The sequence below is a fragment of the Pseudoclavibacter sp. RFBG4 genome (assembly GCF_002931515.1).
Classification (GTDB): Bacteria; Actinomycetota; Actinomycetes; order Actinomycetales; family Microbacteriaceae; genus Pseudoclavibacter.
The window spans coordinates 466636-491267 of sequence record NZ_PSYC01000024.1 but is presented as its reverse complement, the minus strand read 5'-3'; the positions used below and the strand labels follow the sequence as shown (position 1 = coordinate 491267).

At 66.7% G+C, this 24632-nt stretch carries 28 protein-coding genes; 12 read left to right on the top strand and 16 right to left on the bottom strand.

The genetic code is table 11. The features are described 5' to 3' along the window. The first annotated feature begins 179 nt into the window (after window positions 1-179). From C5E10_RS09255 to C5E10_RS09245, 3 genes are read left to right on the top strand one after another with little or no spacing between them, the layout of a single operon-like run. Complete coding sequence (locus tag C5E10_RS09255) at window positions 180-1031, top strand: hypothetical protein (RefSeq protein WP_104331358.1); 852 nt, start codon at window positions 180-182, stop codon at window positions 1029-1031. Window positions 1032-1060: 29 nt separating this feature from the next. Then, the gene (locus C5E10_RS09250; RefSeq protein WP_181062706.1) at window positions 1061-1594 is read left to right on the top strand and encodes a hypothetical protein; all 534 of its coding nucleotides are present in this window, start codon (window positions 1061-1063) and stop codon (window positions 1592-1594) included. After that, window positions 1578-1910, top strand: a complete 333-nt coding sequence (locus C5E10_RS09245) for a hypothetical protein (protein ID WP_104331356.1) — start codon at window positions 1578-1580, stop codon at window positions 1908-1910. Before C5E10_RS09250 ends, C5E10_RS09245 begins: the two co-directional genes overlap by 17 nt. 65 nt (window positions 1911-1975) lie before the next feature. Here C5E10_RS09245 and C5E10_RS09240 read toward each other — a convergent pair whose 3' ends face one another. Together C5E10_RS09240 and C5E10_RS09235 are read right to left on the bottom strand one after the other, a co-directional pair. After that, window positions 1976-2377 (bottom strand): hypothetical protein, encoded by a 402-nt coding sequence (locus C5E10_RS09240; protein ID WP_104331355.1) that lies wholly within the window; start codon window positions 2375-2377, stop codon window positions 1976-1978. Between the two features lie 89 nt (window positions 2378-2466). Then, window positions 2467-3381 (bottom strand): tyrosine-type recombinase/integrase, encoded by a 915-nt coding sequence (locus C5E10_RS09235; protein WP_146080219.1) that lies wholly within the window; start codon window positions 3379-3381, stop codon window positions 2467-2469. Window positions 3382-3541: 160 nt separating this feature from the next. On the opposite strand from C5E10_RS09235, the gene C5E10_RS09230 reads away from it, so the two are divergent. From C5E10_RS09230 to C5E10_RS09205, 6 genes are all read left to right on the top strand, one after another. Next, window positions 3542-3913 (top strand): hypothetical protein, encoded by a 372-nt coding sequence (locus C5E10_RS09230; RefSeq protein ID WP_104331353.1) that lies wholly within the window; start codon window positions 3542-3544, stop codon window positions 3911-3913. Between the two features lie 774 nt (window positions 3914-4687). Beyond that, on the top strand, window positions 4688-5269 hold the full coding sequence (locus C5E10_RS09225; protein WP_146080218.1) for a hypothetical protein: 582 nt from the start codon (window positions 4688-4690) through the stop codon (window positions 5267-5269). A gap of 505 nt (window positions 5270-5774) precedes the next feature. Then, a complete protein-coding gene (locus tag C5E10_RS18855) occupies window positions 5775-6251 on the top strand; it encodes a hypothetical protein (protein ID WP_146080217.1) in 477 nt (158 codons plus the stop codon). A 1535-nt stretch (window positions 6252-7786) separates the two neighbouring features. Next, window positions 7787-8263 (top strand): hypothetical protein, encoded by a 477-nt coding sequence (locus C5E10_RS18850; protein ID WP_146080216.1) that lies wholly within the window; start codon window positions 7787-7789, stop codon window positions 8261-8263. A gap of 740 nt (window positions 8264-9003) precedes the next feature. Further along, on the top strand, window positions 9004-9534 hold the full coding sequence (locus tag C5E10_RS09210) for a hypothetical protein (protein ID WP_146080215.1): 531 nt from the start codon (window positions 9004-9006) through the stop codon (window positions 9532-9534). A 52-nt stretch (window positions 9535-9586) separates the two neighbouring features. Further along, window positions 9587-10108, top strand: coding sequence for a hypothetical protein (locus C5E10_RS09205; RefSeq protein ID WP_104331348.1), 522 nt, complete (start codon window positions 9587-9589; stop codon window positions 10106-10108). Window positions 10109-10133: 25 nt separating this feature from the next. Here C5E10_RS09205 and C5E10_RS09200 read toward each other — a convergent pair whose 3' ends face one another. Both C5E10_RS09200 and C5E10_RS09195 read right to left on the bottom strand, forming a co-directional pair. Next, window positions 10134-10604 carry a GNAT family N-acetyltransferase gene (locus C5E10_RS09200; RefSeq protein WP_104331347.1) on the bottom strand — a complete coding sequence of 157 codons (471 nt, stop codon included), beginning with the start codon at window positions 10602-10604 and terminating at the stop codon, window positions 10134-10136. A gap of 23 nt (window positions 10605-10627) precedes the next feature. Next, window positions 10628-11353: a hypothetical protein gene (locus tag C5E10_RS09195; RefSeq protein WP_104331346.1), complete on the bottom strand. Its 726-nt coding sequence runs from the start codon at window positions 11351-11353 to the stop codon at window positions 10628-10630. A 207-nt stretch (window positions 11354-11560) separates the two neighbouring features. Between C5E10_RS09195 and C5E10_RS09190 the strand changes: the two genes are divergently transcribed. Further along, window positions 11561-12100 carry a hypothetical protein gene (locus tag C5E10_RS09190; protein ID WP_104331345.1) on the top strand — a complete coding sequence of 180 codons (540 nt, stop codon included), beginning with the start codon at window positions 11561-11563 and terminating at the stop codon, window positions 12098-12100. A gap of 86 nt (window positions 12101-12186) precedes the next feature. On the opposite strand, the gene C5E10_RS09185 is transcribed toward C5E10_RS09190, so the two are convergent. The 6 genes from C5E10_RS09185 to C5E10_RS09160 form a co-directional block, all read right to left on the bottom strand. After that, complete coding sequence (locus C5E10_RS09185) at window positions 12187-12606, bottom strand: hypothetical protein (protein ID WP_104331344.1); 420 nt, start codon at window positions 12604-12606, stop codon at window positions 12187-12189. Window positions 12607-12618: 12 nt separating this feature from the next. Next, window positions 12619-13119, bottom strand: a complete 501-nt coding sequence (locus tag C5E10_RS09180; RefSeq protein WP_104331343.1) for a DUF1990 family protein — start codon at window positions 13117-13119, stop codon at window positions 12619-12621. A 6-nt stretch (window positions 13120-13125) separates the two neighbouring features. Next, entirely contained in the window at window positions 13126-14172 is a 1047-nt protein-coding gene (locus C5E10_RS19135; protein ID WP_181062705.1) for a hypothetical protein, read from the bottom strand. A gap of 109 nt (window positions 14173-14281) precedes the next feature. Continuing rightward, window positions 14282-15259: a zinc-binding dehydrogenase gene (locus C5E10_RS09170; protein ID WP_104331342.1), complete on the bottom strand. Its 978-nt coding sequence runs from the start codon at window positions 15257-15259 to the stop codon at window positions 14282-14284. 2 nt (window positions 15260-15261) lie between these two features. Beyond that, window positions 15262-15684, bottom strand: coding sequence for an organic hydroperoxide resistance protein (locus C5E10_RS09165; protein ID WP_104331341.1), 423 nt, complete (start codon window positions 15682-15684; stop codon window positions 15262-15264). A 2-nt stretch (window positions 15685-15686) separates the two neighbouring features. Beyond that, window positions 15687-16145 (bottom strand): MarR family winged helix-turn-helix transcriptional regulator, encoded by a 459-nt coding sequence (locus C5E10_RS09160; RefSeq protein WP_181062704.1) that lies wholly within the window; start codon window positions 16143-16145, stop codon window positions 15687-15689. A gap of 480 nt (window positions 16146-16625) precedes the next feature. Between C5E10_RS09160 and C5E10_RS18845 the strand changes: the two genes are divergently transcribed. Continuing rightward, on the top strand, window positions 16626-16832 hold the full coding sequence (locus C5E10_RS18845) for a hypothetical protein (protein WP_146080214.1): 207 nt from the start codon (window positions 16626-16628) through the stop codon (window positions 16830-16832). Between the two features lie 22 nt (window positions 16833-16854). Here the strand turns inward: C5E10_RS18845 and C5E10_RS09150 are convergent, their stop codons facing one another. Beyond that, a complete protein-coding gene (locus C5E10_RS09150) occupies window positions 16855-18084 on the bottom strand; it encodes a hypothetical protein (protein WP_146080213.1) in 1230 nt (409 codons plus the stop codon). 149 nt (window positions 18085-18233) lie between these two features. Continuing rightward, complete coding sequence (locus C5E10_RS09145) at window positions 18234-18884, bottom strand: Pr6Pr family membrane protein (RefSeq protein ID WP_104331337.1); 651 nt, start codon at window positions 18882-18884, stop codon at window positions 18234-18236. A gap of 64 nt (window positions 18885-18948) precedes the next feature. Between C5E10_RS09145 and C5E10_RS09140 the strand changes: the two genes are divergently transcribed. After that, window positions 18949-19980 (top strand): sensor histidine kinase, encoded by a 1032-nt coding sequence (locus C5E10_RS09140; protein ID WP_104331336.1) that lies wholly within the window; start codon window positions 18949-18951, stop codon window positions 19978-19980. Between the two features lie 35 nt (window positions 19981-20015). Here C5E10_RS09140 and C5E10_RS09135 read toward each other — a convergent pair whose 3' ends face one another. From C5E10_RS09135 to C5E10_RS09120, 4 genes are read right to left on the bottom strand one after another with little or no spacing between them, the layout of a single operon-like run. After that, a complete protein-coding gene (locus tag C5E10_RS09135; protein WP_104331335.1) occupies window positions 20016-20909 on the bottom strand; it encodes an SDR family oxidoreductase in 894 nt (297 codons plus the stop codon). A 52-nt stretch (window positions 20910-20961) separates the two neighbouring features. After that, the gene (locus tag C5E10_RS09130; protein WP_104331334.1) at window positions 20962-21762 is read right to left on the bottom strand and encodes an SDR family NAD(P)-dependent oxidoreductase; all 801 of its coding nucleotides are present in this window, start codon (window positions 21760-21762) and stop codon (window positions 20962-20964) included. A gap of 60 nt (window positions 21763-21822) precedes the next feature. Then, the gene (locus C5E10_RS09125) at window positions 21823-22713 is read right to left on the bottom strand and encodes an SMP-30/gluconolactonase/LRE family protein (RefSeq protein ID WP_104331333.1); all 891 of its coding nucleotides are present in this window, start codon (window positions 22711-22713) and stop codon (window positions 21823-21825) included. Continuing rightward, on the bottom strand, window positions 22703-24511 hold the full coding sequence (locus C5E10_RS09120) for a glycoside hydrolase family 15 protein (RefSeq protein ID WP_104331401.1): 1809 nt from the start codon (window positions 24509-24511) through the stop codon (window positions 22703-22705). The genes C5E10_RS09125 and C5E10_RS09120 overlap by 11 nt, the downstream gene beginning before the upstream one ends. Between the last annotated feature and the right edge of the window lie 121 nt (window positions 24512-24632).

Sequence of the window (24632 nt, the reverse complement as noted above, 5' to 3'; positions counted from 1 at the left end):
GGGTCGCCCGAGCGCCCCCTGGGGGCGCCCGGCCCGGGCGGCCCGGCCGCGGCGCGGGCGGGGCGGGCGCTGACGGGGTCATATTCGTCATCACCTGGTTCTAGCTCGCGCTCTAACTCAACTCTCAAGCCACGCCATTCGGCGGGGCTTTTCTCATGCCCTCACACAAGGAGGTATCCATGTCCACATTCGCACCGTCCACGGATCGAGTCGCCAACACGAGCTGGGGCAGTTCCCGGCAAGGTGCTGCCGTCGTCGGCCTGTGGATTCATCACCAGGCGGACGGCGCAGGCGCCGACGCCAACGACTACATGATCGGTCCGAACGATCGAGACTCGCACCCGACGTACGCGATCGACGACAACGAGTCGGCGACCGTCGTCGGCATCGTCCACCCCAACAAGGCGCCCTCTTCGACCTTCTACGTCAACGACCAGAGCGCCGTCGCACTCGAAGCGGCCAACACGACCGGTGAACCGGAATGGCGTGTGCCTGAGCAGGCGCTCGAAGAGATCGCGTTGATCGCAGCGCATCACGCGATCGAATCGCCCCGCGCGGCGCACCCGATCGAGGTCAATCAGCCCGGCGTCACGCAGCGGGGCTTCTGGGTTGGCTGGCACTCGCAGGTGCGCTCTACGGCTTGCCCTGGCCCGTACCTCACGGCTCGTATCCCCGCGATTGTGGCTCGCGCGAACCAGATCAAGAACGCAATTCAGGCCGGCGCGAGCTGGTCCGACATCCTCAACAACCCCGCAGCACCCGACAAGAAAGCAGGCTTTCTCATGGCACTCAACGACTCCCAGCAGGAAGAGATCTACCAGACCGTCAAGGCAATCCGTGGCGGTCAGGTGCATCCGCAGGGGTACACCTACGACGCCGCGATCCTCGGCCTCGTGCAGGGCCTCTACTCCGCGATCGGCAACGTCAAGGTCGGCGACGTGAAGGTCAACGTCGACGACCTCGCGAAGCAGCTCCGAGAGGGACTCGGCAAGGAAGTCGCTGCCGAACTCGCGAAGCGTCTCGCCGCCTGATGGGGGAGCCGTCCACCGCTTCGCGCCCGGTGCGAACGGTTCACGACCCGAGCGCGACACCGCACACGCAGAAGCGAAACCGCACGGTCCTGTGGACCGGCGTCATCACGGTCGGCGTGGCCGTGTTCGTCCTCGCCCTCGGCACGATCGACGGCGCGGACGGCGAGCCCCTGCTCTCCGGGAAGCTCGTCGAGGTCACGCTCCTCCAGGTCGGGGCAGTGTCGGTCATCGTCTGGCCGATGCTGCTCCGCACCTCGAAGGACATCGCGGGCGTGAAGGACAACGTGCAGAACTCGCACTCGACCGTGATGCGTGACGACATGGACGAGAAGCACGACCAGATCGTCGGGCTCGTCAAGGATCTCCACGACAACATTGAGACCCGTTTCGAGGGGGTCTCGTCCGACTTTCGCGGGGTGCGGAAAGACCTCGGCCGGCACTCCGATCAGCTCATCGACCAGGGCAAGGAGATCGCGAAGATCGGCCAACACCAGAACGCCACCGACCGCAAGCTCGACAAGCTCGCGGAGACCCGAGAGGAAGACGATGAGTCTCACCCCTGAACCGAACGAATCCCACGCTGACCACGACGAGCGCACCCGAGCGCTCGCGCAGGAGCAGGCCGAGCGAGACCCGCTGCGCTCGGCCACCCACACGGCGGCCGTCAAGGCCGGGCTGAGGACCGGAGCGCAGACGGCGAGCACCTCGTTCGCACTCTTCGCGATCGGCGCTCAGGCGGCCACCTGGGGCGACCTCGGGGCGCAGGCCGTCGCAGCCGGCATCGCTCTCGGCGGTGCGCTCCTCAACGGCACCGCCGCTGGGATCGTCTCGTACCTGTCCTTCATGAGTGGCGGCATCCCTGCCGCCTATCGCGCCTAGCGCACACGACTACGCCCCCGCTCGGTTGACTCTATGGAGTCCCGGGCGGGGGCGGTTTCGTCGTCTCAGTAGGCGTAGAAGTTGGTCAGCTCTGGCGCGTCCTGGCTGCCACCGACCGAGCATCCGATCGTTGATCCGGCCTGCCCGCTTGTGCTGACGATCTCGGCGGCGACTTCAACGGTGATTGCGCCAGTCGCTGGGTCGGTCTCTTGCGAGGTGATGCCGGTCGTCCAGTCGATGACGGCTCCTGGGTAGTCGGCTTCTGCCTTGGCTCCGCAGAGTGTCTGGACTTCCGTCATCGTGACGGGGGTTGCAGGGGCTGCCTCGGTGGTCGCTGCTGGTGCCGCGGTCTCGGTGATTGCGGTCGGAGCAGTCGTCTCGGGCGCTTCGGAGGCGCACCCAGTGAGTGCGAGAGCGAGGGTGGCGAGCGTAGCGGAGATCGCGAGGCGGGGTGATGGGGTCGGCATGGTCGGCTCCTTGTTGGGTGTCACCGGCCCCGGGTGCCGGTGGTGACAGAGTACCGATGCTGGGGACATCGTTGTCCCGGGAGGGGCGGCTAGGCCGCGACGGTTGCCTGTGCTCGTCCGGATCGCTCCGGGACGCGCACGAGTGGCAGGAGGTGCTTCGCCTCTTGCTTGCGGCGCAGGCTGATCCCTGTGTAGATCTGCGTCGTCTGGAGGCTCTCGTGCATCATGAGCTCTTGGATGACGCGGGAGTCGATGCCGGCCTCGGCGAGCTCGGTGCCGTAGCTGTGCCGAAGCGAGTGCGGGGTGAGGGTTGGGTCGGTGATGCCGGCTCGTTTCTTGGCGAGGGTGATGAGGTTCGTCACGGACGCGGACAGGATGTGCCCCTGGCGGCCGCCGCGGGCTTTGAACCACCAGTCGTCCTGGGGCATGTAGAGCGAGACCTCAGCGATCAGCGGGTCGAGCGGGAGGTGCCGATCCTTGCCACCCTTGCCGATCGTCCGGATGAGTTCGGACTCGCGGTCGATGTCCTGGCCGTGAACGCGGGCGATGGACGAGGCGCGGAAGCCTTGTCGGTAGCCGAGCAGGATCATGATGCGGGTGCGCGTGTAAGAGCCGGAGAAGAGGAGCTGCTCGATTTGGGCCGTCGTGAACGGTCGAGGCTCGCCCTTGACGGCGCGTACGGTCGGGAGCCGCAGCGACGGATCGTCGTCGCGCAGCCCGTCCAGGACGAGCCATGAATAGAAGGCCCGCAGTACCGTGCGTGTCGTGACGCGTGTGTTCGGGGAGACGCCCTCGCGGCCCATGAACAGTCGAAGATCCCTGACGGTGAGCTCGTCGAGCGGCGCGCCTGCCTGCTGCTGCAGCGTCATGAGGATACTCTCGCGGTTCTTGATGGTGGTCTCTGCCAGATCCTGGGACCGCTCGTAGATGGCGAATTCGTTGAGTAGTGACATGGTCACCGGGTACCACGCCCGCATGGCCTTGTCTTTGGCTTTGTACGTCACGATGCGCTAGCCGCCTTGGCCGGGAACGGGATGACCTCGGCGGGGTGTTCCTGGGTTTCAGCTGCAGACTGGCCGAACCGCCCGAATTTCACCGTGGATGTCGTCGGTTCGATCCCGGCAGGGCCCACGAGTTTGCGCGTCCGACCTGTACCGTCGAAGCATGAATCTCGAGTCGGGGGCAGAGAACGCGGTCCCAGACCTGCCACCTCACTCTTCGGTGTCTCTGGGAGCAGAGCGCACAGACTCGTCAGGCATCGCCTGGAGGGCCGGAGTCGACGCGTGGGAGCGAGCCCCAGAGCGCCGCGCCTTGGGTCTCTTGCTGAACGGGCGCCGCGCCGGCATATTCCGTGCTGTGGCTCTCGTGTCGGTGCTGGCAGTCATCTTTCTCGTGCCGCTCGTTGAGGAATGGTGGATGAGAGTTCTGGTTTTCGCCCTCTGCAGCGTGCCATTCTTCCTCGCCGTCGGAATCACCCGATGGGCAATCGCAAGAGACTCCAGGAACCGGGCGGATCGGCAGCACTCCCTGGAGTGAGGGGGTCCAGCTCTCAATCCGCCGGACAGTGTCATTTAGCGCCGACTTCGGATCATTTGGCGTCGGCCTAAGCCTGACAACCGAGCGGTTGGGGCAAGACCACGTAAGTTGCCTGTCATCGCGCACGCTTCGGCGTTGAGAGTCGGGGGACTCTCGCAGGTTGTTGGGGAACAGATCCTGAGCGCGTATCGATGAAGGCCACGCGGATCTGGGTGCGCCACTCCGCGTGGCATTCATCGTCCCTCCGCTGTAGCCCGCCACCACCGGCGATAGGGGGGCCAGTCCGGGTCAAGCGCAGGGCGAGATCGGGACGCAGAGTGCTTGGCGATTCACTTCCCAGTTCTGCTCAGAGCCTGGCTCTCGGCCCGTCGATCCCGCGACAGTGAGGTTCTATCCTGCGACAGGGCAGGCCGGGCGTGACTCGCACGTGCTGGACTGTGCGCAAGAGAGCGAAACGAGTCCCACGTGCCCCAGTCATCCCCACTCGGGTACGCCCGTCTCCACGCTCGCGAGTCAAGAGACTCTGTTCACTTTGCCGCGCTCCTCAGCAGCACCGGGATCACGCTGGTCAACACGGAACATGTTGAGAGCTACAGCATCTCCGCGCTCCGGGGTCCGTCCTTCATCTGCGCCTGGGCGAGCGTCACCGCATCGAGCTACCGAGTGCATCGCACGGGAACACCGCTCGCATCCCGGACACTCTTCGTCTTCGCGAACGCCGGTCAGGTCCACGTCGGGTTGGACGGCCAGACGGTGCCGCTCGCCCGCGGAGAGGTGTCCGCCGTCGCCCCGGGAAGCTCAACGATCGAGCTCGTCGCCGCGGGTGAGCGGACAGAGGTCATCCTGTTCAGCATCGACTTGCCCGTGGCCGGTCGCGGCGATTCTGGTTCTCCCGTGGAGGGCATCACACGGCTCGTCGACCCCACGCTCAATACGTTCGTATTCACGGCCTGCTACGGGCTCGCGCAGGCGCCAGCGCCGGTGTCCAAAGCAACCGCGGACACGATTGAACACGCCGCCGCAACGCTCGCCCGAGGCCTCTTGGCGCGCATGGCACATCTGCAGGAACCTGACCTGTACCAGGCTTCCTTGCGGCACATCCGCCTGCACGCCGCTGACGCCAGCCTCACCCCAGGTTCCCTGGCCGATCGGTTCAAGGTCTCGACGCGCAAACTCCAGGTTCGCTACAACCACGAAGGCGACACCGTCGTCTCCGCCATCAGGCGAAGCCGGGCAACCATCGCGCAGAGCATCTGGAAGCAGGATCCCTCGCTCGCCGCATCGATCGTCGCCGCCCGGTCGGGATTCGCCTCGGCTCGAGGTCTGCGGCGCGCGCTCGCCGAATGGTCCGATTGACGTCGCTGGTCAGCGCGCTGAGCAGGCGAGCGACCCGATGGACATCTTCGGTTCAGCCAAGCTCGCTGCTGTTGTTTCGAACCACGGCCGGAGCATTTGGACTTCATCGAAGTTGAGCATGCCGCCTGTGGAGTGAGTGCAGAAGCTGAGAACGGGTGCGGGCTGAAGCCAGAACGGGTCGGTGCGATGAGGCCCTCGACTACACCGATCACGACCCGAAAACGCACACATCAGACGGAATTCCGCACCTTTCCGATAAGCGACGGTTCCGGAGTTTGCCGCTTGGTACTTTTTCCGCATGAACCCACGTGCAACCGATAGCCAGCCTGCAGGCGCGCATCTGTCCAGGCGCAACCTAGTGACAGCAGGGGCTTGGTCGGTGCCGGTCCTGGTCTCGGCCATTTCCTCTCCGCTCGCATCTGCATCCCGGGAGCCTCGCGTAGATCCGACGGTCACGCGTGTGAGCTCGGGAGGTAGCCCGACGCAACCGTACGATCAGTCTCCGTTGCGCTATGAAGCGACCGGCACCTCGCCGAATTCCGCGATCTACCAAGACAACAGCGGCTACAACACGCGCATCTACGTTCGCAACAACGGTCCGGAAACCATGCCCGCGGGCTCGACCCTGACAATTTCGATTGCCGTTTATCCCGCATCAGGCGCTTATATCGATATTTCCGCGTTCCAATCCGGTACTTCGGAACTTGGCCTCGACAGCTCCACCATGACCGGCGCAGCATTGACCTTCCTGGGATCTCCCGGAACGAGCGGAGGGTCGATGAACCGTGTCTTCACCATCAACCGCCCGATCCCATCGGGATCGGAATTCATGATCCAGATCGCATTCAACATCGCCGACATCGACTCCGGCAACCGGCAGGGTGGTCTCAGTGCCCGGATCACAGCACCTACGGGAACCGTCGACACGAACACCGGCAACAACGTGCGCATCAGCGCGGGCGACGTGTACTACGTCCGCTAGCCGGTTCGCTCACCAGCCAGCGCGAAGATATAGCTGAGCTGCGAACTGTCAACAGGAGCCCTTTCTCGCCGCATCGGTCGTGGCCTCGAGGTCGGGGTCCGCGTCCGCGAGAGGCCTCGACGCGCACTCGACGAACTCCCCGACTGAGGTCGCCCACGAGTCGCAATCGACAGGAGACCGGAAGGTGCGAGCGCGTAGTTGCTGATGGGAGTGCCGAGGGCAGTCGCCACGCGGTACGACGAGCCCGCGGCTCCGGTGCCGGTGGAGATGGTGAGACGGGTGGTGCCGGTGAACTGCGACCCGACCATTCCTTCGCCACCGGCGGAGGCAGCGAAGGAGCCCCCAGCGTTGTTCAGTCGGGCGGTACCACCGCGCGTGCCTCCGACAGAGCCGTCCGCGGCGGTGGCAGGGTTTACCGTGAGTCCCGGAGCGGTGGAATTCACGCTCCCGACCGCGCCGACACGCCCGTTGGGGGCGGAGCTACGCGCGTTGGCTGTCCCGTGGTTGAATCCAGTCGTCGTGTCCTGTGCCTGATTCACGGTCGTCTGCTGCGTCGAGCCTTGAACAGTCTCTCGTAAGGCGGAACCGCCTCCTCCGCCGGAGGCGACGTGCGGAGTTCCACCGAGCGCTCCGAGCAGGAGTGTGTTGCCACCGACACCAGCGCCCGCAGGGCCACCAGGGTTGTCGCGGGGGCCGGGCGCCGAGTTACCCTCACTGCCGTACCCAGCTCCACCGGTGGCCGTGGTGCCGTCTGTCTTCACCTCGCCGCCCTGCCCGACCACGATGCCGCAGGTACCCTGCGCGACCGTGGCGTCGGTGGGCAGCGTGATGCGCCCACTGGAATTCGCCCCCCCCCTGGCCGCCAGCGACGGTGGAGCCCGCACCGCCCCCGGCGCCCGCTCCATGCTGCCCCGCGCAGAATGCTGCGCCGGTCATGGTCTTTTGCATCACCTGTCATGTGTTCTCTCGCTTTTCTCGAGTCGTGGGGACGCAGCTCGCGTGACAGCGGCACGTGCGCATTCGGAACTGCTGTTCATCCTGGGGAGATCTGCGCCGGAATGCGACGGGAGATATCCAGACTGCGGATAGGCGACGATCTCTTGCGCAAAATGGACCGCCCGCTTCTTTGCCGTTCCGTGGGGACGTCGAGCGAGTGAATCACCAAAGAGCGTAGACAGACGCGCGTGAGCTGATGTCAGTACGGTTCGATGTCCTGAACTGGCACGCGAGTGGACCGCTGGTGACACGAAAACGCAGACAACCAGCAAAATTCCGCATCTCTGCGTCGAAAAGCACTTCTGCGCCCTCCGCGTTGTTACTTTTCCCGCATGAACCCATGTGAAACCCCGCATCAGCCTTCAGACGCGCATCTCTCCAGGCGCAACATCGTGACAGCAGGGGCTTGGTCCGTGCCGATCCTGGTCTCGGCCATCTCCTCTCCGCTCGCATCCGCATCCCAGGAGCCTCGCGTAGATCCCACGGTCACGCGTGTGAGCTCGGGAGGCAGCGCGACGCAACCCTACGATCAGTCTCCCTTGCGCTATGAAGCGACCGGAACGTCGACAAATTCGGCTATCTACCAGGACAACAGCGCCTACAACACGCGCATCTACGTTCGCAATAACGGTCCGGAAACGATGCCAGCAGGGTCGACACTCACTATCTCTATTGTCGTTTATCCCGCATCAGGTGCGTACATCGACATCTCCGCATTCCAATCCGGTACCGCGGAACTTGGAATCAACAGCTCCACTATGACAGGTGGGGCGTTGACCTTCTCGGGCCCTTCCGGATCCAGCGGTGGGTCAATGAATCGGGTCTTCACGATCAATCGCCCTATCCCATCGGGATCGGATTTCATGATCCAGATCGCGTTCAATATCGCCGACATTAGCGCCGAGCGGCAGCAGGGCGGTCTCAGCGCCCGAATCACAGCCCCAACGGGAACCGTCGATACGGATACAGGCAACAACGTGCGCATCAGCGCGGGCGACGTGTACTACGTCCGCTAGTCGCCTTCCTTCAGGGGGTTAGTGAGCGTCTTCCCCAAGTCGAATGCCTCCGCGCACGCTGTGAGCCCCCACGCTCACCAGGCGAAGCGCGGGGGCATTCGCGACCCGCAGTCTTCGCTGGCACCGGAGCGCTCGCTGGCGAGCACGAAGAATGCGCTGGGCCGGAGAGCAGGTGTGGCACCCGCTTCTGCAGCCGATCACACTGTGTGAGAACAAGCCTCAAGCAGGCGGCACACCCGCTATCCGAGGGGCGCGTTCGTACTGGCTGCCCGGCTCGCGGACCGCCTGACGCCCGATGAATCCGTTTCCGGCCGCGTCGACGATGCCTTCGCTGATAGTCCCGCTCGCATTCACTTGACGGGCCTGGGCATCGGAGACGCTCACGGCGGAGTGCACGCTGAGGCTAGGGTCCGCCATCCTGGCGTCCTGGTCCTCCAGCCAGTCGAGCGGGGCCACGAGGGGCTCATCGCGAGATGTGCCCGCCGGGGCGCCAGCGGTTGTGGTCGACCGCTGGCCGCCCACCGTTCAAACATTGAGGCAGCTCCGGCATCGCCCCCGGGTCCGAAGCGACGCTGGGGTGCAGGTCCGGACGTCGCATGGCGATGTCGGTCAGCACAAGCGGTGGTGTCCAGGCAGTCCTCGCCGCGATCCGACCAAGCTCGAACTCGCGAGAGCTGAAGCGTTTGGCGCTTGCCGCGGGGCACTGTCAGCTGTGAGTGCTCACTCACTAATATGTGGAGATGACCTTTCAGATGCCGTTCATTCGAGCCACATTCTCCGGCGCCCTCGTCAACCCGGCAGGGAACGGGTACGTGCCAGGAAACGTGGAGGTCAGTGACGGCTGGGTGACGCTCTGGGCTCTCACGCCAGATGGGTGGACGGTTGTGTTTCGCGCGCCAGCAGCGGAGGTGAGCGTCAGGTCGACCGCGCAGAAGATCCGCCTCTCCGTCGGCGGGCAGCAGTACCTGCTCCTCGCTGACCCCGATGCCGTGACTCGCGCGCTCGGGTACAGCACGGCCGGGGCCGTCGCGGCCGTCCTCGACCGCCCGGTTGCGGGCGCCGCAGCCGACGTCGGAGCTCTCCGGAACCAGATCTCTGCTGCCAACTCGTGGAATGTGGGCGGAGGTCCGCAGTTCCTCGATGCCGCACGACAGTCAGGAGCGCGCGTCTCACGGCTCGGCTACGGGGCGATCGCAGCGATCGGATGCGGAGCCGGTATCGCCGCGGTGCTGCTCGTCACCGTGATCACCGTCTTCATCATCACGCTCTGACTGGGCCCAGTGCTGCCGCTTGCAGCGATGCTGTCAGGCCTATGCTGAGCCGGTGCACATCACGGAACGTTTCGCCGGGCTCGTCGAAGCCGAACTCGCCGACAAGCCCTTCTCGGTCGTCCGAGTGCCAGGTGGCTTCGACGTCGGCTTCGCACTCGCCGATGCCCGGTGGGTGAGCATCCTCGCGGTCAACGATGTCCGCGACAGCATCACGTACAACGTTCGAGTGAACGAGCGCACGGGGAAGTTCAGCATCAACGACACCCTGCGTCGGATCAGCTGGAGCGCCGGAGTGTCGGGAATGGTCCCTCGACTCGGCTTCTCGATGTCCTACCAGTCGGGTCGGGTCAAGTACGGCCGCGTGATCCAGCTCGGCGTCGCGCCCGGTGGATTCGAGGTGGCGTTCAGTCCCGAGGAGGAACGGGCTCGCATCAGAGCGATCGGGCAGCAGCTCGGTTTGAAACCGGGACTCAGCAGGTCGGTCCTGATCGGGCTCTGGACTGCTGGCGGGGTGGTCGGTCTGTGCATCCTCGGCGCGGCGATCGCGCTCATCATCCAAGCATTCCTCGGGTAGCGCCGCCGGACGCCCCAGTGCGGCCCTAGCTCGGAGTCGTCTCACCGCTGTGCGGGGTCGCGTTGTAGGTGATCGATTCCGAGAGCGCGCCGAATTGCTCGTAGAGGCGTCGAGCTGGGTCGTTTCCTGGCTTTGTCGTCCACCGGAGCACGGAGAACGCCCCCGTCTCCAGCTGCGCCGAGAGGTGGGTCAACATCAATCGTGCGACGCCGCGTCCTCTGGCTTCAGGCCGGGTGAAGAGATCATCCAGGTAGATGCCCTCGTCTCCAAGGATCGGGCGTGGGAAGCGGCGGTAGTGCGCGAACCCGAGGAGCTCCTCATCGTCCTCGACCACGATTGCCTGCGAGGCCTGCTCGGCGGAGATCCAGGACCACACGACCGCGTTGATGCTGGCATCCGGATCGTAGCCAGCCGTTTGTCGATACGAGTCGAACATCTCCGACCAAGCGACTCGATCGCCGACTTGGATCTTGCGAAGAGTGAGCGCCTCAAGCATGGGCAGACTCTATCGCGGTCAGATCATGGCAGTTCGAGTTCCCACTCGCCCCGCTGGGAGACGAAGATCAGCGAAGGGCCGGCCGCGAGCTCGCCTCGGAAGTCGACATCCCTGCGTTGCTCGCTGACAGCCTCATACGGTGTCTCTCCACCGCCGATGCCGTCGGCGCCCGAGCGGTACTCCGTCATCGACATGCCGACCCCGGTGTCCGGCTTCACACCCGTGAACGCGCCGCCCTGGCCGTCGTAGAGATACGCGCCGTACCCTGTCCCGGATTCGGGGAGCTGAGGCGCAGAGTCGATGGGACGAACGGTGACCTCCCAGGCTCCGTCGGCTTCGACGAGCAGTGCCGAGGGCGGCTCGTTCGCCGCCCACCACATCGTCTGACCGTTGAAGGAAGACGCATCTGCGGTGTAGCCCTCGATGCTCGTGTCGAGCAGGATCATCCCAAGCGCGCCCTCGGAGTCCTCGGACCACAGCGTCAGGGGTGCGCCGCCGTCATAGGCGACGTCGATGATGCCGGAACGCGCCTCGGAGACCTCGGCGGGCAGCTCGACGCGCAACTCGCCGGTGCCGCTCGACGTGAACTCATCGAACGTTCCGAAGGTCTCGGAGGCCCACTCGGCCGAGTGGGCCGGGGATCCGAGCGAAGACGACGGCGGAGGTGCGGAGTCTGTTTCCTGATTCTCGACGGGTGTCACCGACGCGCATCCGGTCAGCGCAACCGCTGCTGAGAGCAACGCGATCAAGACATGAGGACATGCTCCGACGCTTCGTCGAGAACTCGCTTCTGGACTTCGGCGCATGCTCTCAGCCTAGAGAAGATGGGGCATCGTGGCGAGAACCGACGTGTCCGCCGGCGCTCGAGAATCGTCGGCACTCCTTCAGTCCTTGCCTTCCGGCCTTCGTTAGGGTGGCACCGACCTGCATGGGCAACAACCGCTCAGGAGAAGATCATGCCGAATCGAGCACACCGCGCCGAGGAAGAATCGCTCGCCGACTTCCTCGCGGATTACACCCCCGTCGAGGCGAAGTTCGCGTTGTCTACCGGCGACACTCCGCTCCTTCGAGCGATGCTGAACGCCGATCTGCTCGCCCGTGTCGGCATCGCGGAACGGCTCCTCGACGATGGCGCGGATGCAGCGGTCATGCTCGGTTCGGGGCTCAACGCGTTGCACCTGCTCTTCTCGAACCGAGAGCACGACCTCGCCACAGAAACGGTGCTCGTCGGCCGACTCATCGCGGGCGGTGCCGACCCGAATGCGGTGTCGAAACGCCAGGGGCCGCCACTGCTCGTCATGATCGACTCGGGGATGGCGTCGCTCTCCGGGGTGGGCGCTGTCATCGACGCGATCACCGAGTCGTCGACGATCGACCTCGAGGTGCTCGTCAATCGCAAGGGGCGACCACGGAAGACGCTGCGTGATGAGATCGCGAGCACTCCGTGGCACATTCCCGAGGTGAGGGAGCGCTTTGGGATTCCGCAGGATCAGTGAGGGTCGCTGACGCCCTGACCGGAGAGGCGAGCCTCGCTCGCAGGAGTCCTGCCTTCACTCGGTGTCGATAATGCCGGTCTCTCGTCTCAGCCGCCGACCGCGTAGACGTTGTTCGAGACCTGGGCCGCGTGGCCCGGCGCATCGTGCCCGTCCGGGACGACGAAGAACGTGGGTCCGCCGCCGGTACCCGTCGTCATCGTGCCGCCGGACCCGGCGCATCCGCCGACCCAGTCGTCTGCGTTCGCGTAGGCGAGCAGGCAGACCGCGAGGTCGTCGGATCCAGCGCTCAACCAGAGGTCGGTACCGGCGTAGTCGCCGACCCACCGAATGGTGTCGGCTTCGAACTCGTCAAGGGCATACCCGGGGAGGTCGGCGGGTACCGTCTTGTCAGCCGGCGGGGCCTCGTCGAGGTCGGCGTAGGTGGATCCTGCGGCGGAGCACGCGGAGGTCGCTCCGAGCAGGAGCGCAGCGCCAGCGAGGGTGAGTGCCTTCGAAGTGCGTGACATCTGCCCATGCTGTCACGGGCGACTCCTCAGGGCCTCGAGGTACCGCCGCGTCATCCTTGTCTGCACACGCCGGGCGAGCGGTCCGCCGACGCGTGTGAACCAGCGCCCCGGAGCCGAGAACGCGGCGATGCTGAACACAACCTCATCCGTCTCGGTCAAGCGGACCTCGAACCGTTCCTCACCCCGTTCCGGATGTCCGGGCAGCGTCCCGTATGCGAAGCCGCAGGAGGTCGAGGTGCGCTCAGCCCAGACGACGAGGCAGGGGATTCGGAACCGCAGCGGCCCGATGCGCAACCGCATGACCACGCGCGTGCCCTCGCGAAGCGGGACATCCGAGAGCTGAACGTCGGCTCCTGCTCGGCGCTGCGCCTGTCCTTCGAGCAGTGCGGTGGCTGCCCGCTCGAACGTGCCGCGCCCGTGCCCGATGACGAGCGACTCGCGGACGTGGTGGTAGCCGCTCGGCAGCCTCTTCTCGGCGGTTGCGCCGACCTCCGCATAGGTGAGCTCAGACATCGGGCGTCAGTAGTCCGCGGGCTCGTCGACCGCAGACGCAGAGACGGCCGCGGCGATCTGCAGGCCCTCCGTTGCGCTCGTGAACAACGCCACGAAGAGGTCGTCGCCTGCTGGCCAGAGGTCGACGTGCTCGATCGACGTCACCACCAGCTTGTTCGCCACCCAGGAGTCCTTCGCTGGCGCTTCACCCCGTGGGGCGCCCCATGCCGCCATGAACGCGGACCGCACGTCACTCATCAGGCTGGCGAGGGCCGTCTCTTCGTCGAGCCCGGTCGGCTCCCGCTCCTTGATGATCTCCAGTTCGTGCCCCCATGCCGCGGTTGTCAGCCGCAGTCCATCGAGTCGGCGGAAGCGGATGCCGTCGATGCGCGGCTCGTGGAGCAGCTTCCTGCAGGCCGAGACAACCGCATCGATGTCCACGGATGGCAGGACGAACGGGGTGGTGTCCGGCTCCGATGCGGGACCCCCGACCGGGACTTCCAGCTCCTCGCCCTTGACCTCACCGACCCAGGCGTCGAAGGGATCCGGCTCGCGAACCGACCACTTCGGTGGCACGGAGACGTCGAGTTCCTGCTCGACCCAGGCGCGGAACTCTGCGAGCGCAGCCACCGACTCCGCGTCGTCGTCGATGGGTGCTTCGCCGATGGAGTAGCTGTTCAGCTCCAGGTAGCCGATGGCCAGGAGGCGGAGGAAGTCGATGGCGTCGTCAGCGACGAAGAGTCGCTCGCCCTCGGAGCCGAGGACGACCACGCGCACTTGGTCAGAGGGGTCTCGCCAGAGCGCCGCGAAGCCTCCGGTCCCGTCGGTCTGGCCGAGGGGGAACAGTCGGTCGTGTCCGTTCTCTCCTGGCTCGAACCAGCCGGTGAGCGTCTCGGTGGGGGAGAAGACGATGCCAAGCTCTGCCGTTCCGGCGTACGGAGTCAGGAAGTAGCCGTGCCTGTTCTCGAAGCCCCACCCCTGGGCTTCCATCCACGTCCAGGCCCGTTCGAGGGGCTCCGGGATGCTCATCCCCGGCGGGAGCTTCGGCGTGAGGAGCTGTGAGAGTTTCGACATGCCTCAAGCATGCCCGCGTCGTTTGAATGAGTCCGGAGAGCGAAGCTGCGCCCGGACGACGAGAGCCCCGCCCCACAATTCGTGGGACGGGGCAGGGGGTCGGCTGAAGCTACGGGCGGAGCAGCACCTTGCCGACACGGCCGGAGGTGAGGCTCGCCTCGACCGCATCCGTGATCTGCTCGAACGGGAACACCGCGGCTACGGGAACCGTCAGCTGACCAGATCCGAGGTGCTGGAGCAGCTCCCCGAACAGGCGCTGCTTGAGGCCGGCGTCGATGGACTGGCTGACCTTGCTGCCCCAGAATCCGCGCACCGTGGCCTGCTTGAAGATGACATCACCGGAGGACAGTTCGAGCGTGTTGGACGCCATGGCGCCGAAGACGACGAGCTCGCCGTTCTCGGCGAGGAGCGAGAGCACCTCGCCGGCGGACTTGCCGCCCACCGACTCGATGCCGACCTTGATGGGTGCGCCGCCCGTGATCTCGGCGACCCGGTCCCGCCAGCCTTCGGAGCTGGTCGCGACGATGCGCTCGATGCCCTGCTCGCGCAGCTCCTCGACGCCCTCGTCACGGCGCACGAGGCCGATGACGTTCACGCCTCGCGCGGCTCCGAGCTGCGCGACCATGCGGCCGACCGCGCCATTCGCGGCGTTCTGCACGAGCCAGTCGCCGCGCTCGAGGCCAAGCGACTCGAGCAGGCTGATGGCGCTGAAAGGCATCGCGACAAGCTGCGCGGCCGCTTCGTCCGGCACGGAATCCGGCACCGGGACGAGGCCGGCAGCCGGGGTGGTCACGTACTCGGCCCAAGCGCCGAACGAACCCCCAGTGGCGACCCGCTGACCGACAGTCAGCGAATCGACCTCGGGGCCGAGCGCGTCGACGATACCGACGGCCTCGGTTCCGGCCCGCGCTGGCAGTTCCGGCTTGAAGCCGTAAGTTCCGCGCACGGTCCAGAGGTCGTGGTTGTGGATGGGGGAGAGCAGGATCCGCAGGCGCACCTCGCCGGGGCCGGGCTGCGGAAGCTCGTGATCCTCGACGGTCAGGACGTCCTGGGGTTCTCCGAAAGTGGAGTGGGTGATGGTGCGCATGTTCAGTCCTCCGAGACTGTGATCGTGACGTCGATGTTGCCGCGGGTGGCGTTCGAGTAAGGGCAGACCTGGTGGGCGGCGTCGGCGAGTGCCTGTGCTTCGTCGTGTCCCAGATTCGGAATCACGACCTCCAGCAGCACGGCGAGCTGGAATCCGCCTTCACCGTTCGGCCCGATCTGCACTCGGCCGCCGACACTCGAGTCTCGAACGTCGACCTTCTTGCCCCTGGCGACGGCGTTCAGTGCAGAGTGGAAGCAGGCCGCGTATCCCGCGGCGAAGAGCTGCTCGGGGTTCGCCCCGCCGCCTGGTCCGCCCATCTCCTTGGGGATGGCCATCGTGAGGTCGACGGTGCCGTCGCTCGTGACGACGCGACCGTCTCGTCCCTGGCCGGTCGAGAGCGCTTCCGCGGTGTAGAGCACGTCCACAGCTAGTCCTTCTTTCCTTGTGATTCCGCCCGTGCGGCGGTGGCTTGCATGGTCAAAGTCAGGTGCTGCAGCGTGCGCAGGAGCGCCGCCGCCGATTCCTGGCTGTCGAGGCCGGTCCCCGCGGCGATGCGGGCCGGGATGTGCGAGAGCTGTCCGCGCAGTGCGGTGCCGCGCTCGGCGAGTGCGACCACGACGACTCGTTCGTCACCTCGACGTCGTTCGCGGGTGATGAGTCCAGCGTCCGCCATGCGCTTCAGAAGCGGTGAGAGGGTGCCGGAGTCGAGCTGCAGGAGCTCCCCGAGGGAGCTCACCGACTGCTCGCCGTCGTTCCAGAGGCTCACGAGCACGAGGTACTGCGGATACGTGATTCCGACTGGCTCGAGCAGCTTGCGGTAGGCCTGCGTCGTGGCGCGGCTTGCGGCGTAGAGGGAGAAGCAGATCATCTCATCGGTTACCGGCATGCGCCAAGCATTGCACACAATTGAGTTGTGCACAACTTAATCTGAGAGGGGGATCAGCGCATTGCCAAGTGGCGGCTCAGACCTGGCCCGGTCTGGTCTGGTCTGGTCTGGCAGAGCCGTGCACGCCGGGCCTCGGCACGACGACGACAGGGCCAACTGCGCGGCCTGGGAACCGTGACCTGAACGTAGCCGTTCGGGCCGATCCGAGGGGATAGATTGATGGCTCCCCAACACGGAGGAGCGCCTGTGGCCCGCCCGTCGTCGAACAAGCGTCGCAGCCCCGGAGCGGGCGGCGCGAAGCGCGTCCGAACGACCCCGCGGGCAGGTCGCGGGAAGGCCCGCCCACCCCGTGTCGGCTCGACCACAGCGAAGCGGAGCCAGCCGCCCCGACGACAGACCTCGTCCGCGCGGACTGCGACGCGTGCGAAGCGCTCGCCGAGCTCGCGCCGCGCGACTCCCTGGTGGACGCAGCCGACGACCGTGACCTCGTCGCTGCGCTATCCCCGCCTCGCCGCGGCCGGCTTCCTGCTGGCCGTCACCGCCGTCACGCTCGCGGCCACGTTCGGAATCCTGTTGCTCTTCGTCCCCGACGTCGCTCTGCGCACCCTCGAGCAGTGCATCCAGTTCGGGACCCGCCTCGTGGGTCTCGGCCAGGCGATGGTCGACGCCGTGGCTCGGCTGCTCTGACCGACCGCGGTCTCCCGCTCGCTCACCGGGCTCGTGCGACCGCGAGGGTGGCGCTTGCGACGCGAAGCGACACGGTCGAAAGGCAGGTCTCGAGCGGACCGCGGCGAGCCGAGGCCGCCAGCACGAAGCTGATGGTGCCGAGGATCGCCAGCTGGAGAGCGAAAGCGGGAAGTCCAACGACCAGCCAGGTGGCACCGCTGTCTGCAGCGGCAGCGCCCATCGTGATCGCATACAGAAGCCCGATCGACAGGATGTGGGCAACGTACAGCGTCAGGGGCGCGGCACCGCCGGCCCGGATGATGCGCGCGGGGAGACTTGCTGACACACCGGCCATCGCCTCTCGACGGACCAGGAGCCCCACGACGGTGAGCGCGAGACCGGCCGTGCGCACTATGTCGCCCGTCGAGCCGCTGTGCGGCGCCGCGGTCAAGATCGCCTCAAGGCCGCCGCCGATGGGGGCACCGAAGCCTGAGCTCAGGCCGAACAGCTGGACGGTCAGGGCGTCCATGCCCAGTTCGCCGAGGCGCGGCACCGTGAGGAGCTGTACCGCGAGGGGTGAGATCACGGTCGCGGCGACGGAGGCACCGATGCCCCAGACAGCGAGCCTCCGCCCGAGTGCAGCACTGGTCCCCGCCGCGCGCGCAGCGAGTATGGCCCGCGCTCCGACGACCCCGATGAGCGCGTACGTGAGCCAGGTGACAGCCGGATACGTCCCCGTGAACGTGACGGAGTGCAGAAATGCCCACGGCGAGTCGAAGGAGAGCTCCCCGACGGACTCGAGTGCAAGCGCTGAGCGAAGAGCATGGTTCGCGATCGGACCGGCCACCGCGAGTCCGACGGTGATGCTCAGGAGCCATCGGGTCGGCACCCATAGCAGTGGTGCGAGCAGGACCAGAGTCACTCCGAACGGGACGAGCACCACCACGATCGGCCCTGACACGAACTGCAGCACGAACCCGAGAGTCAGGAGGAGCAGGCCGCGAACGACAAGGGCGGTGGCGGCGCCGAGTCGACCGGAACGCGAGACGCGGCCTCGTGATGCGAGAACGGCGCTGGCCCCGCCGAGGACGGCGAACAGTGTCGAAGGTGGCCCGTCGATGAGCAGGTTCAGACCTGGCACAGGAATCAGGCTGACGTGCGAGGCCACCATTCCGACGATGGCAATGAAACGTGCGGTGTCGAATGCGAAGAGGCGCTGTTGCGAGGCAGCTGGCCCAGGGGCAGCCGCGGGGCGCTCGAGAGAAGTTGGCATGGGTTCAAAGCTGTCAGCTGAAGGTGCCCGCTACGACCCGCTCTGGAACCATCTGACTCGGTCCAGAGGATGACCGGAAAGCGACGAGCGGATGACATTCGCGACGGAGAACCCGTAGATCAGAGCCCGGCACGGATCGTCGCCGTGATTCAGTGCTGAACCGTCGCCCGAGGGAGGCCGCGGAATCGCGAGGCCCACCAGACGAGCGACGCGGCTGCGACGAGGGCGACGAGGAGGCCCACGACGTGGAGCGCCAGGAGAGCGATGCCGCGCTCGGGCAGCAGGAAGCCGTAAGGCACCCATCCGTCAGCCGCGCCTCGCAGCAGCACGACGAGCATCCACAGGAGCGGGTAGGGGAGCACCAGCCAGAGCTCGCGCCACGGGAGTGGGCGGCGATCTCCGACGATCAGCCAGTCGAGGACCACGTAGGCGGGGAAGACCACGTGCAGGATGGCGCTCACCCAGGGAGGTGCGGAGCCCGTTCCGGGGACGAGGGTGTTGTAGATCACCCCGACGATGATCATGCAGCTCGTGGCGATCGCACGCAGCACGGCGAGCCAGGGCGGTGCCGTGCGCCCGCGTACCGAGAGGGCGCCGGCGACGATGAGGAGCAGGCTCGTGAACAGGCTCGTCTGATTCGTGAAGTAGCCGAAGAAGTCGAACGGGTTGTCGTCGCCGACCTCGATTCGGCCCGCGTAGGTGAACCCGAGCAGTCCGATGATGACGAGCCCGACGGCGATCCGCAGCGCAGCGACAGGGGCGGGCGCCCTCGCGGTCGTCGTCTTCGGAGTGCTCGTCACCTGCGTCAGCCTAGAGCCGCGCGGCTGACACGTGACTGCGACCGGCCCATCTACGATCGGGACCGTGACCGACGACTCCCTCCTTCGCGACCAAGCAGCCCCCGACTCGCCCGAGGCCGGGTTGGCCGATGCCATCGACGAGGTCCTCGAGACCGCGACGACACTGCTCCTCGAGCGTGGCGACGCCGCCGTCGAGGATGGGCAGCTTGATCCGGTCTTCCGAGCCCACGTCGTCGGCATCCTCACGGAGGCGTGGACGAGGCTGGCCGGACTCCGCGACTACGGCCACCTGCAAGCGCCCGCCACGATGGATCTGGGCCTCATGCAGGCGACCGCCGATGTTCTCCTGTCGCAGGGATTGCACCCCGCGCAGCCCCTCGTCTCGGCGAACCTCCTGTTCGAGACCGCGCTCCCTGTCTTCGCGGATCGGCTCCCGGTGCCGACCGTGACCGTCGCGCTCGTCCTGCACTCGAGCGTCTTCGGCAGGTTCGTCCCTGGTGCGCTTGCCTACGCCGAGACGCTGCGCACCCAGCTCTCCGGCGTCCAGCGAGTCGCTGAACTCAGGCTGGCTCGCCAGCTTCGCGAGACCGTCCTCCCCTCGCTTGTCGGCGATGACGCTGCCCTCGTGGATGCGATGGCCTGGGATCTGGAACGTCCCGCCCCCGCAGGCTTCCCAGATGCCCTCATGGACTACGCCGCGCACGAGCTGGCGGGCGCGGCTCCCGTCGAGGTCACGGAGATCGGGACCAGGGGAGCGGTATCGGCGCCAGCCGCTGAAGAGCTACACGCTGTCGCCGTCGAGGCGATCCGGAACGCCCGGCGGCATGCAGGGGCGAGCCGCATCGACGTGGTCGTGCTCTGGAGACCCTCCACGCTGGTGCTCACGGTCACCGATGACGGCACCGGCGCCGCAGCGCCCCTCGAGCAGCTCGCGGCGACCACGTTCGGCGTCGCATCCATGCGTCAGCGCGCCGCGCTGGTGCATGCCCGCATCCGCTTCGAGACGGACGAGACCGGAACGACCGTGACCCTCACCTGCCCGGCGACCGCGGGGACGGAGACAGGGCAGGTAACGAGCACGGACGCCCGAGCCTGAGGCTCGGGCGTCCGCTTCCGTGGGATAGGTGAGCCCTACGGTGTGGGCATGCCACCGTTCACGTTGAGCGTCTCGCCGAGCACATAGCTCGACTCGGGCGACGCGAGGAAGACGTAAGCGGGCGCAAGCTCAGCTGGCTGACCCATGCGGCCGAGCGGCGTGTCCTCGCCGAACTCCTCGACCTTCTCCGGCGGCTGCCCGTCGGTGACCTGCAGGGGCGTCCAGATCGGTCCGGGGGCGACGGCGTTCACGCGGATGCCCTTGGGCGCGAGCTGCTGGGCGAGCGCCTTCGTGAAGGCGTTGATGGTCGCCTTCGTCGACGCGTAGTCGACGAGGATGGCCGCGGGCGAGTACGCCTGGATGGATGTCGTGTTGATGATCGTCGAACCCGGCGGGAGGTGGGGGATCGCTGCCTTGGAGATCTCGAACATCGCGTAGACGTTGACCTTGAACGTCTCGTCGAACTGCTCGCTCGTGAGCGTCGTGAGGTCTTCGTTGAAGATCTGCTTGCCCGCGTTGTTGACGAGGATGTCGAGTCCGCCGAGCTTGGCGACCGCCGCATCCGCGAGGCCCTTGACGTACTTGTCGTCCGTCAGATCGCCGGGGAGCTGCACCACGTTGACGCCCGCGTCCTGGGCGATGGCTGTGATCCGGTCGGCGTCCTCCTGCTCCTCGGGCAGGTAGGCGATGGCGACGTCGGCGCCTTCGCGGGCGAACGCGATGACCGTGGCGGCGCCGATGCCGGAGTCACCACCGGTCACGAGTGCGCGACGCCCCTTGAGGCGCCCGGATCCCTCGTAGGTGCTCTCGCCAAGGTCCGCCGTGTCACGGAGCTTCGAGTCGAGGCCCGGCTCGGTCTGGTCGTCGGAGTTCGGCGTGATCTCGCTGTAGAGCTTGGTGGGATCGGTGAAGGTGTACTGATTTGCCATGTTCGTCTCCTGTACGTGGTGTCTGTCGTGGTGTGCGGGCGCCGAGCGGCGGCTAGATCGTCGCGACCGAGCCCGAGTCGACTCGGTAGTTCGAGCCGTTCACGAACGAGGCCCGGTCTGAGCAGAGGAAGGTGATGACGGAGGCGACCTCGCTCGGCTCGCCGCGGCGGCCCAGCTCCATGTAGGGTCGCTCCTCGTCGAGGAACGACTCGATCGCCTCGTCGACGTCCGTGCCGAGCTCCTTGGCGCGCTTCTCCATCATCGCGTCGGTCATCGGCGTCGAGATGAATGCCGGGGAGACCGCGTTCACGAGCAGTCCCTCCGACGCGTAGCTGCGCGAGAGGCCCTTGGAGAGCGCGAGGATGCCGGCCTTCGCGGCGCAGTAGGGGAGCTCGTCGTCGTAGGGCTGCACCGCATCCTCGGAGGCGAGGAACACGATCCTGCCCCAACCGCCCTTGCGGAGCGAAGGGAGGAACTGCCGGACGAGCCGAACGGGACCGAGCAGGTCGATCTCGACGGTCTTCGTCCATCCCTCGTCGTCGATCTCGTGGAACAGCCCCTGCGCCCCGGTGATCCCCGCGGACTGCACGAGGATGTCGATGTCGCCCACGTGCTCCTGGACGAAGCCGTGCAGTTCGGCGAGCTCATCGAGTCGGGTGATGTCGGCCGCGTGCGCGAACAGCCTGCCTTCCGGCGCCTCGAGCTTGGCGGCCGCCTCCGCGAGTGCGTCCGGGTCCTTATCGCTCAGGACGACGATCGCGCCCTCGTCGAGCAGCTGCCTGGCGGTCTCCCAGCCGATGCCGGAGTCCCCTCCGGTGATGAGTGCCTTCTTGCCGGTGATGCCGAGATTCATGTGCGTGTCTCCAGTCTTGGTTCGAGAAGTGATGTGCGTGGGGGAGAGGGGAATGAGGGGTCACCGCGGGCTTGCGGAGGCCCCGAAGACGTTGGCGGGGCGACCGTGCCCGACGCCCTCGATGGCGAAGATCGAGCCGCTGAGGGGTGCGTCGACGAGGTCGCTTTCGGTGAGGTTCTCGCGCGCCGTTCCGACGAACAGCGTCGAGAGCCCGTCGCCGCCGAAGGCGACGGACGTGACGTTCGGCGCCGGAAGGGTGAGGTCACCCAACGGCGAAGCGCTCGCGTCCCAGTGAGCCACGCGTCCAGCCCCGTAGATGCCGTTCCAGAATGAGCCGTCGACGTCCCTGGCCAGCCCGTCCGAGTTGCGCCCGTGGATGAACGGCTCCAGCTCGCCGAGGTCGTCGGGGCCAGGGCCGTAGCTCGCCCGGTAGATGGTCTGCGTCGACGTGTCGGTCACGAAGATCGTGTCGCCGGAGTCGCTCCATTCGAGGCCGTTCGTCGTGTGGAACCCACCGAGGAGCAGTCGGACGGTGCCGTCGGCGTCGAAGGTGTACAGGGCTCCATCCGCCGCGGGCGACGTGGTGTTCATCGACCCGACGACGAAGCGACCGTACGGGTCGACCTTGCCCTCGTTGAACCGGATGCCACCGTGGGAGTGGACGACGGAGGCGATGGTCTTCTGCAGCTCCCCGTCCGGCCCGAGCACGACGATGCGATCCTGGAGCGACGCCACGAAGCCACCCCCGGCGGCCGGCTGCACGGCGCTGACCGGGGCGGGCAGAGCGGAGACTCGGTCGTCGCTGCCGTCGCGAGCGCCGTCGAGCCTCGCCCGATGGAAGGTGCCCATCGTGATGTCCACCCAGGCGAGTTCGGAGGTGCGGGCATCCCACCAGATGCTCTCGACGAGCACCGAGCGCAGCTCGCGGAAGACGGTCGGTTCACTGGTCATCTGTGGCTTCTTCCGGTGCGAGCTGTCTGATCAGGAGGGCGGCGTTGATGAGCGCGAGGTGGCTGAGTCCCTGCGGGAGGTTGCCCCAGAAGGCACCGTCGCCGGTGGCGATCATCTCGGCGAGCAGCCCGACGTCGTTGGTCTGCTCGACGAGCTCGTCCATTGCCGCGATCGCCTCCGAGGAACGGCCGACGCAGGCGAGCGCCGAGACCCGCCAGAAGGCGCAGGCGACGAAGGTGTGCTCTTCGCTGGCGACTCCCGAGTACCGGTAGAGGAGAGCGCCGTGGCCGAGTTCCCTGCTCAGGGCGTCGATGGTGGACGACATGCGCTCACCGCGGTCGAAGCCGCTCGGCGCGTGGAGCAACACGGAGGCGTCGAGGCGATCCGAGCCGGGATGCATGACGTAGCTGCCGAGCTCCTCGGACCAGCAGTGCTCCAGCGTCCACGCTCGGATGCGGTCCCGTTCCGCTCGCCAGCGGTCGACGTCTCCTTCGATGTGCGCGCCCTCTGCGAGCGCGATCGCGTCGTTGAGCGCCTGCCAGCACCCCATTTTGGAGGAGGTGTAGTGCTGTTCTTCGCCGAGCTCCCACATTCCCGCGTCTCGCTTGCGCCAGTCGTCGCAGGCCTTGTCTGCCACCTTGGCGAGGAGTCGTGCGGTTTCGACGTCGAGGAGGTTGCCGTCGTCGACGTAGGTGCGGCTGATGGCGATGAGGTCGCCGTAGATGCCGAGCTGCAGCTGCCCTTGCGCGGGGTTTCCCGTCACGACGGGACTGTTGCCGCGCCATCCGGGGACGTCGTACTTCTCGACGCCCGCGCACGTCTCGCCGTTGAGCGAGTACATGACGTAGATGTCCGGGCCCTGCTCGCGGATGGTGCGCAGCAGCCAGGAGATCGCCGCGTGCGTCTCCTCCCTGAGGCCGAACCAGACGAGGGCGTGCGCGGTGTAGGCGAGGTCGCGGATCCAGGCGAACCGGTAGTCCCAGTTCTTGCCGCCTGCCGGGTTCTCGGGCAGCGACGACGTTCCCGCCGCGGCGATAGCCCCTGTGGGGCTGTAGATGAGAAGCTTCAGCGCCAGCGCGCTGCGCTGCACCTGCTCGGACCATGGGCCGTCGTAGGAGAATTCCTTGGACCAGCTCAGCCAGCTCTCGATGGTTCGGTCGATGCCCTTGTCGACGTTCTCCGGCTCGGGAACGCGGAGGGGCTCACCCTCGGTGGCGGTCAGGACCAGCAGGTGTCGCGATTCGGGTGCGGTTGTGAACCCGCCGCGGAGCTCGGCCTCCTCTGCGCCGCTGCGCGGGTCGGCGCTCTCTGGGCCGTGCTCGCTGCCGACGACGGCGAGGGAGAGCTCGCCGCAGCGGATGATGGTGTGCTGACCGACGCGGTCGAGCCACGGGGATCTGGTGCCGAGCATCGTGCCGGGTACGACGCGCCAGGTGAACTCGACGCTGCCTTCGATGCCGTCGATTCGTCGGGCGAGCTCGGCCCAGGGCAGGCGCCCGGCGACGCCCGTGACCATGGCGTCGGTGACGCGTGCCACACCGCTCTCGCTCGTGTAGGTGGTCTCGAGCACATTGGTCTGGTCGATGTACCGCCTCGTGGACGTGAAGTCGCCCGCGGGCGTCAGCTCGACGTACCCGCCGGTCTTGTCGTCGAGGAGGCGCGCGAAGACGGGGAGCGAGTCGAGGTTCGGCAACGGCAGCCAGTCGACTCGTCCGTCGGGTGTGACGAGGGCGATGGTGCGCCCGTCGCCGATGGCGGCGTAGTCGCGAAGGGGGAATCCGGGGGGAGTCTGCGTCATGAGGGTCACGACGCTACGGGAAGGCTCGGTCTGCTCCGTGGGAGTTTCCTCCGCATGCCTGAGCGCCTGCCGGTACTCGGGAGCGCGCACGGATATCGGGTCGCTCGCCCGGTGTCAACCC

Bases quoted from the DNA above. Each gene is read 5' to 3' on its own strand.
- C5E10_RS09255 (WP_104331358.1), top strand. From the start codon at position 180: ATGTCCACATTCGCACCGTCCACGGATCGAGTCGCCAACACGAGCTGG.
- C5E10_RS09245 (WP_104331356.1), top strand. From the start codon at position 1,578: ATGAGTCTCACCCCTGAACCGAACGAATCCCACGCTGACCACGACGAG.
- C5E10_RS09240 (WP_104331355.1), bottom strand. From the start codon at position 2,377: ATGCCGACCCCATCACCCCGCCTCGCGATCTCCGCTACGCTCGCCACC.
- C5E10_RS09230 (WP_104331353.1), top strand. From the start codon at position 3,542: ATGAATCTCGAGTCGGGGGCAGAGAACGCGGTCCCAGACCTGCCACCT.
- C5E10_RS09210 (WP_146080215.1), top strand. From the start codon at position 9,004: ATGACCTTTCAGATGCCGTTCATTCGAGCCACATTCTCCGGCGCCCTC.
- C5E10_RS09200 (WP_104331347.1), bottom strand. From the start codon at position 10,604: ATGCTTGAGGCGCTCACTCTTCGCAAGATCCAAGTCGGCGATCGAGTC.
- C5E10_RS09190 (WP_104331345.1), top strand. From the start codon at position 11,561: ATGCCGAATCGAGCACACCGCGCCGAGGAAGAATCGCTCGCCGACTTC.
- C5E10_RS09185 (WP_104331344.1), bottom strand. From the start codon at position 12,606: ATGTCACGCACTTCGAAGGCACTCACCCTCGCTGGCGCTGCGCTCCTG.
- C5E10_RS09180 (WP_104331343.1), bottom strand. From the start codon at position 13,119: ATGTCTGAGCTCACCTATGCGGAGGTCGGCGCAACCGCCGAGAAGAGG.
- C5E10_RS19135 (WP_181062705.1), bottom strand. From the start codon at position 14,172: ATGTCGAAACTCTCACAGCTCCTCACGCCGAAGCTCCCGCCGGGGATG.
- C5E10_RS09170 (WP_104331342.1), bottom strand. From the start codon at position 15,259: ATGCGCACCATCACCCACTCCACTTTCGGAGAACCCCAGGACGTCCTG.
- C5E10_RS09160 (WP_181062704.1), bottom strand. From the start codon at position 16,145: ATGCCGGTAACCGATGAGATGATCTGCTTCTCCCTCTACGCCGCAAGC.
- C5E10_RS09150 (WP_146080213.1), bottom strand. From the start codon at position 18,084: ATGCCAACTTCTCTCGAGCGCCCCGCGGCTGCCCCTGGGCCAGCTGCC.
- C5E10_RS09135 (WP_104331335.1), bottom strand. From the start codon at position 20,909: ATGGCAAATCAGTACACCTTCACCGATCCCACCAAGCTCTACAGCGAG.
- C5E10_RS09130 (WP_104331334.1), bottom strand. From the start codon at position 21,762: ATGAATCTCGGCATCACCGGCAAGAAGGCACTCATCACCGGAGGGGAC.
- C5E10_RS09125 (WP_104331333.1), bottom strand. From the start codon at position 22,713: ATGACCAGTGAACCGACCGTCTTCCGCGAGCTGCGCTCGGTGCTCGTC.
- C5E10_RS09120 (WP_104331401.1), bottom strand. From the start codon at position 24,511: ATGACGCAGACTCCCCCCGGATTCCCCCTTCGCGACTACGCCGCCATC.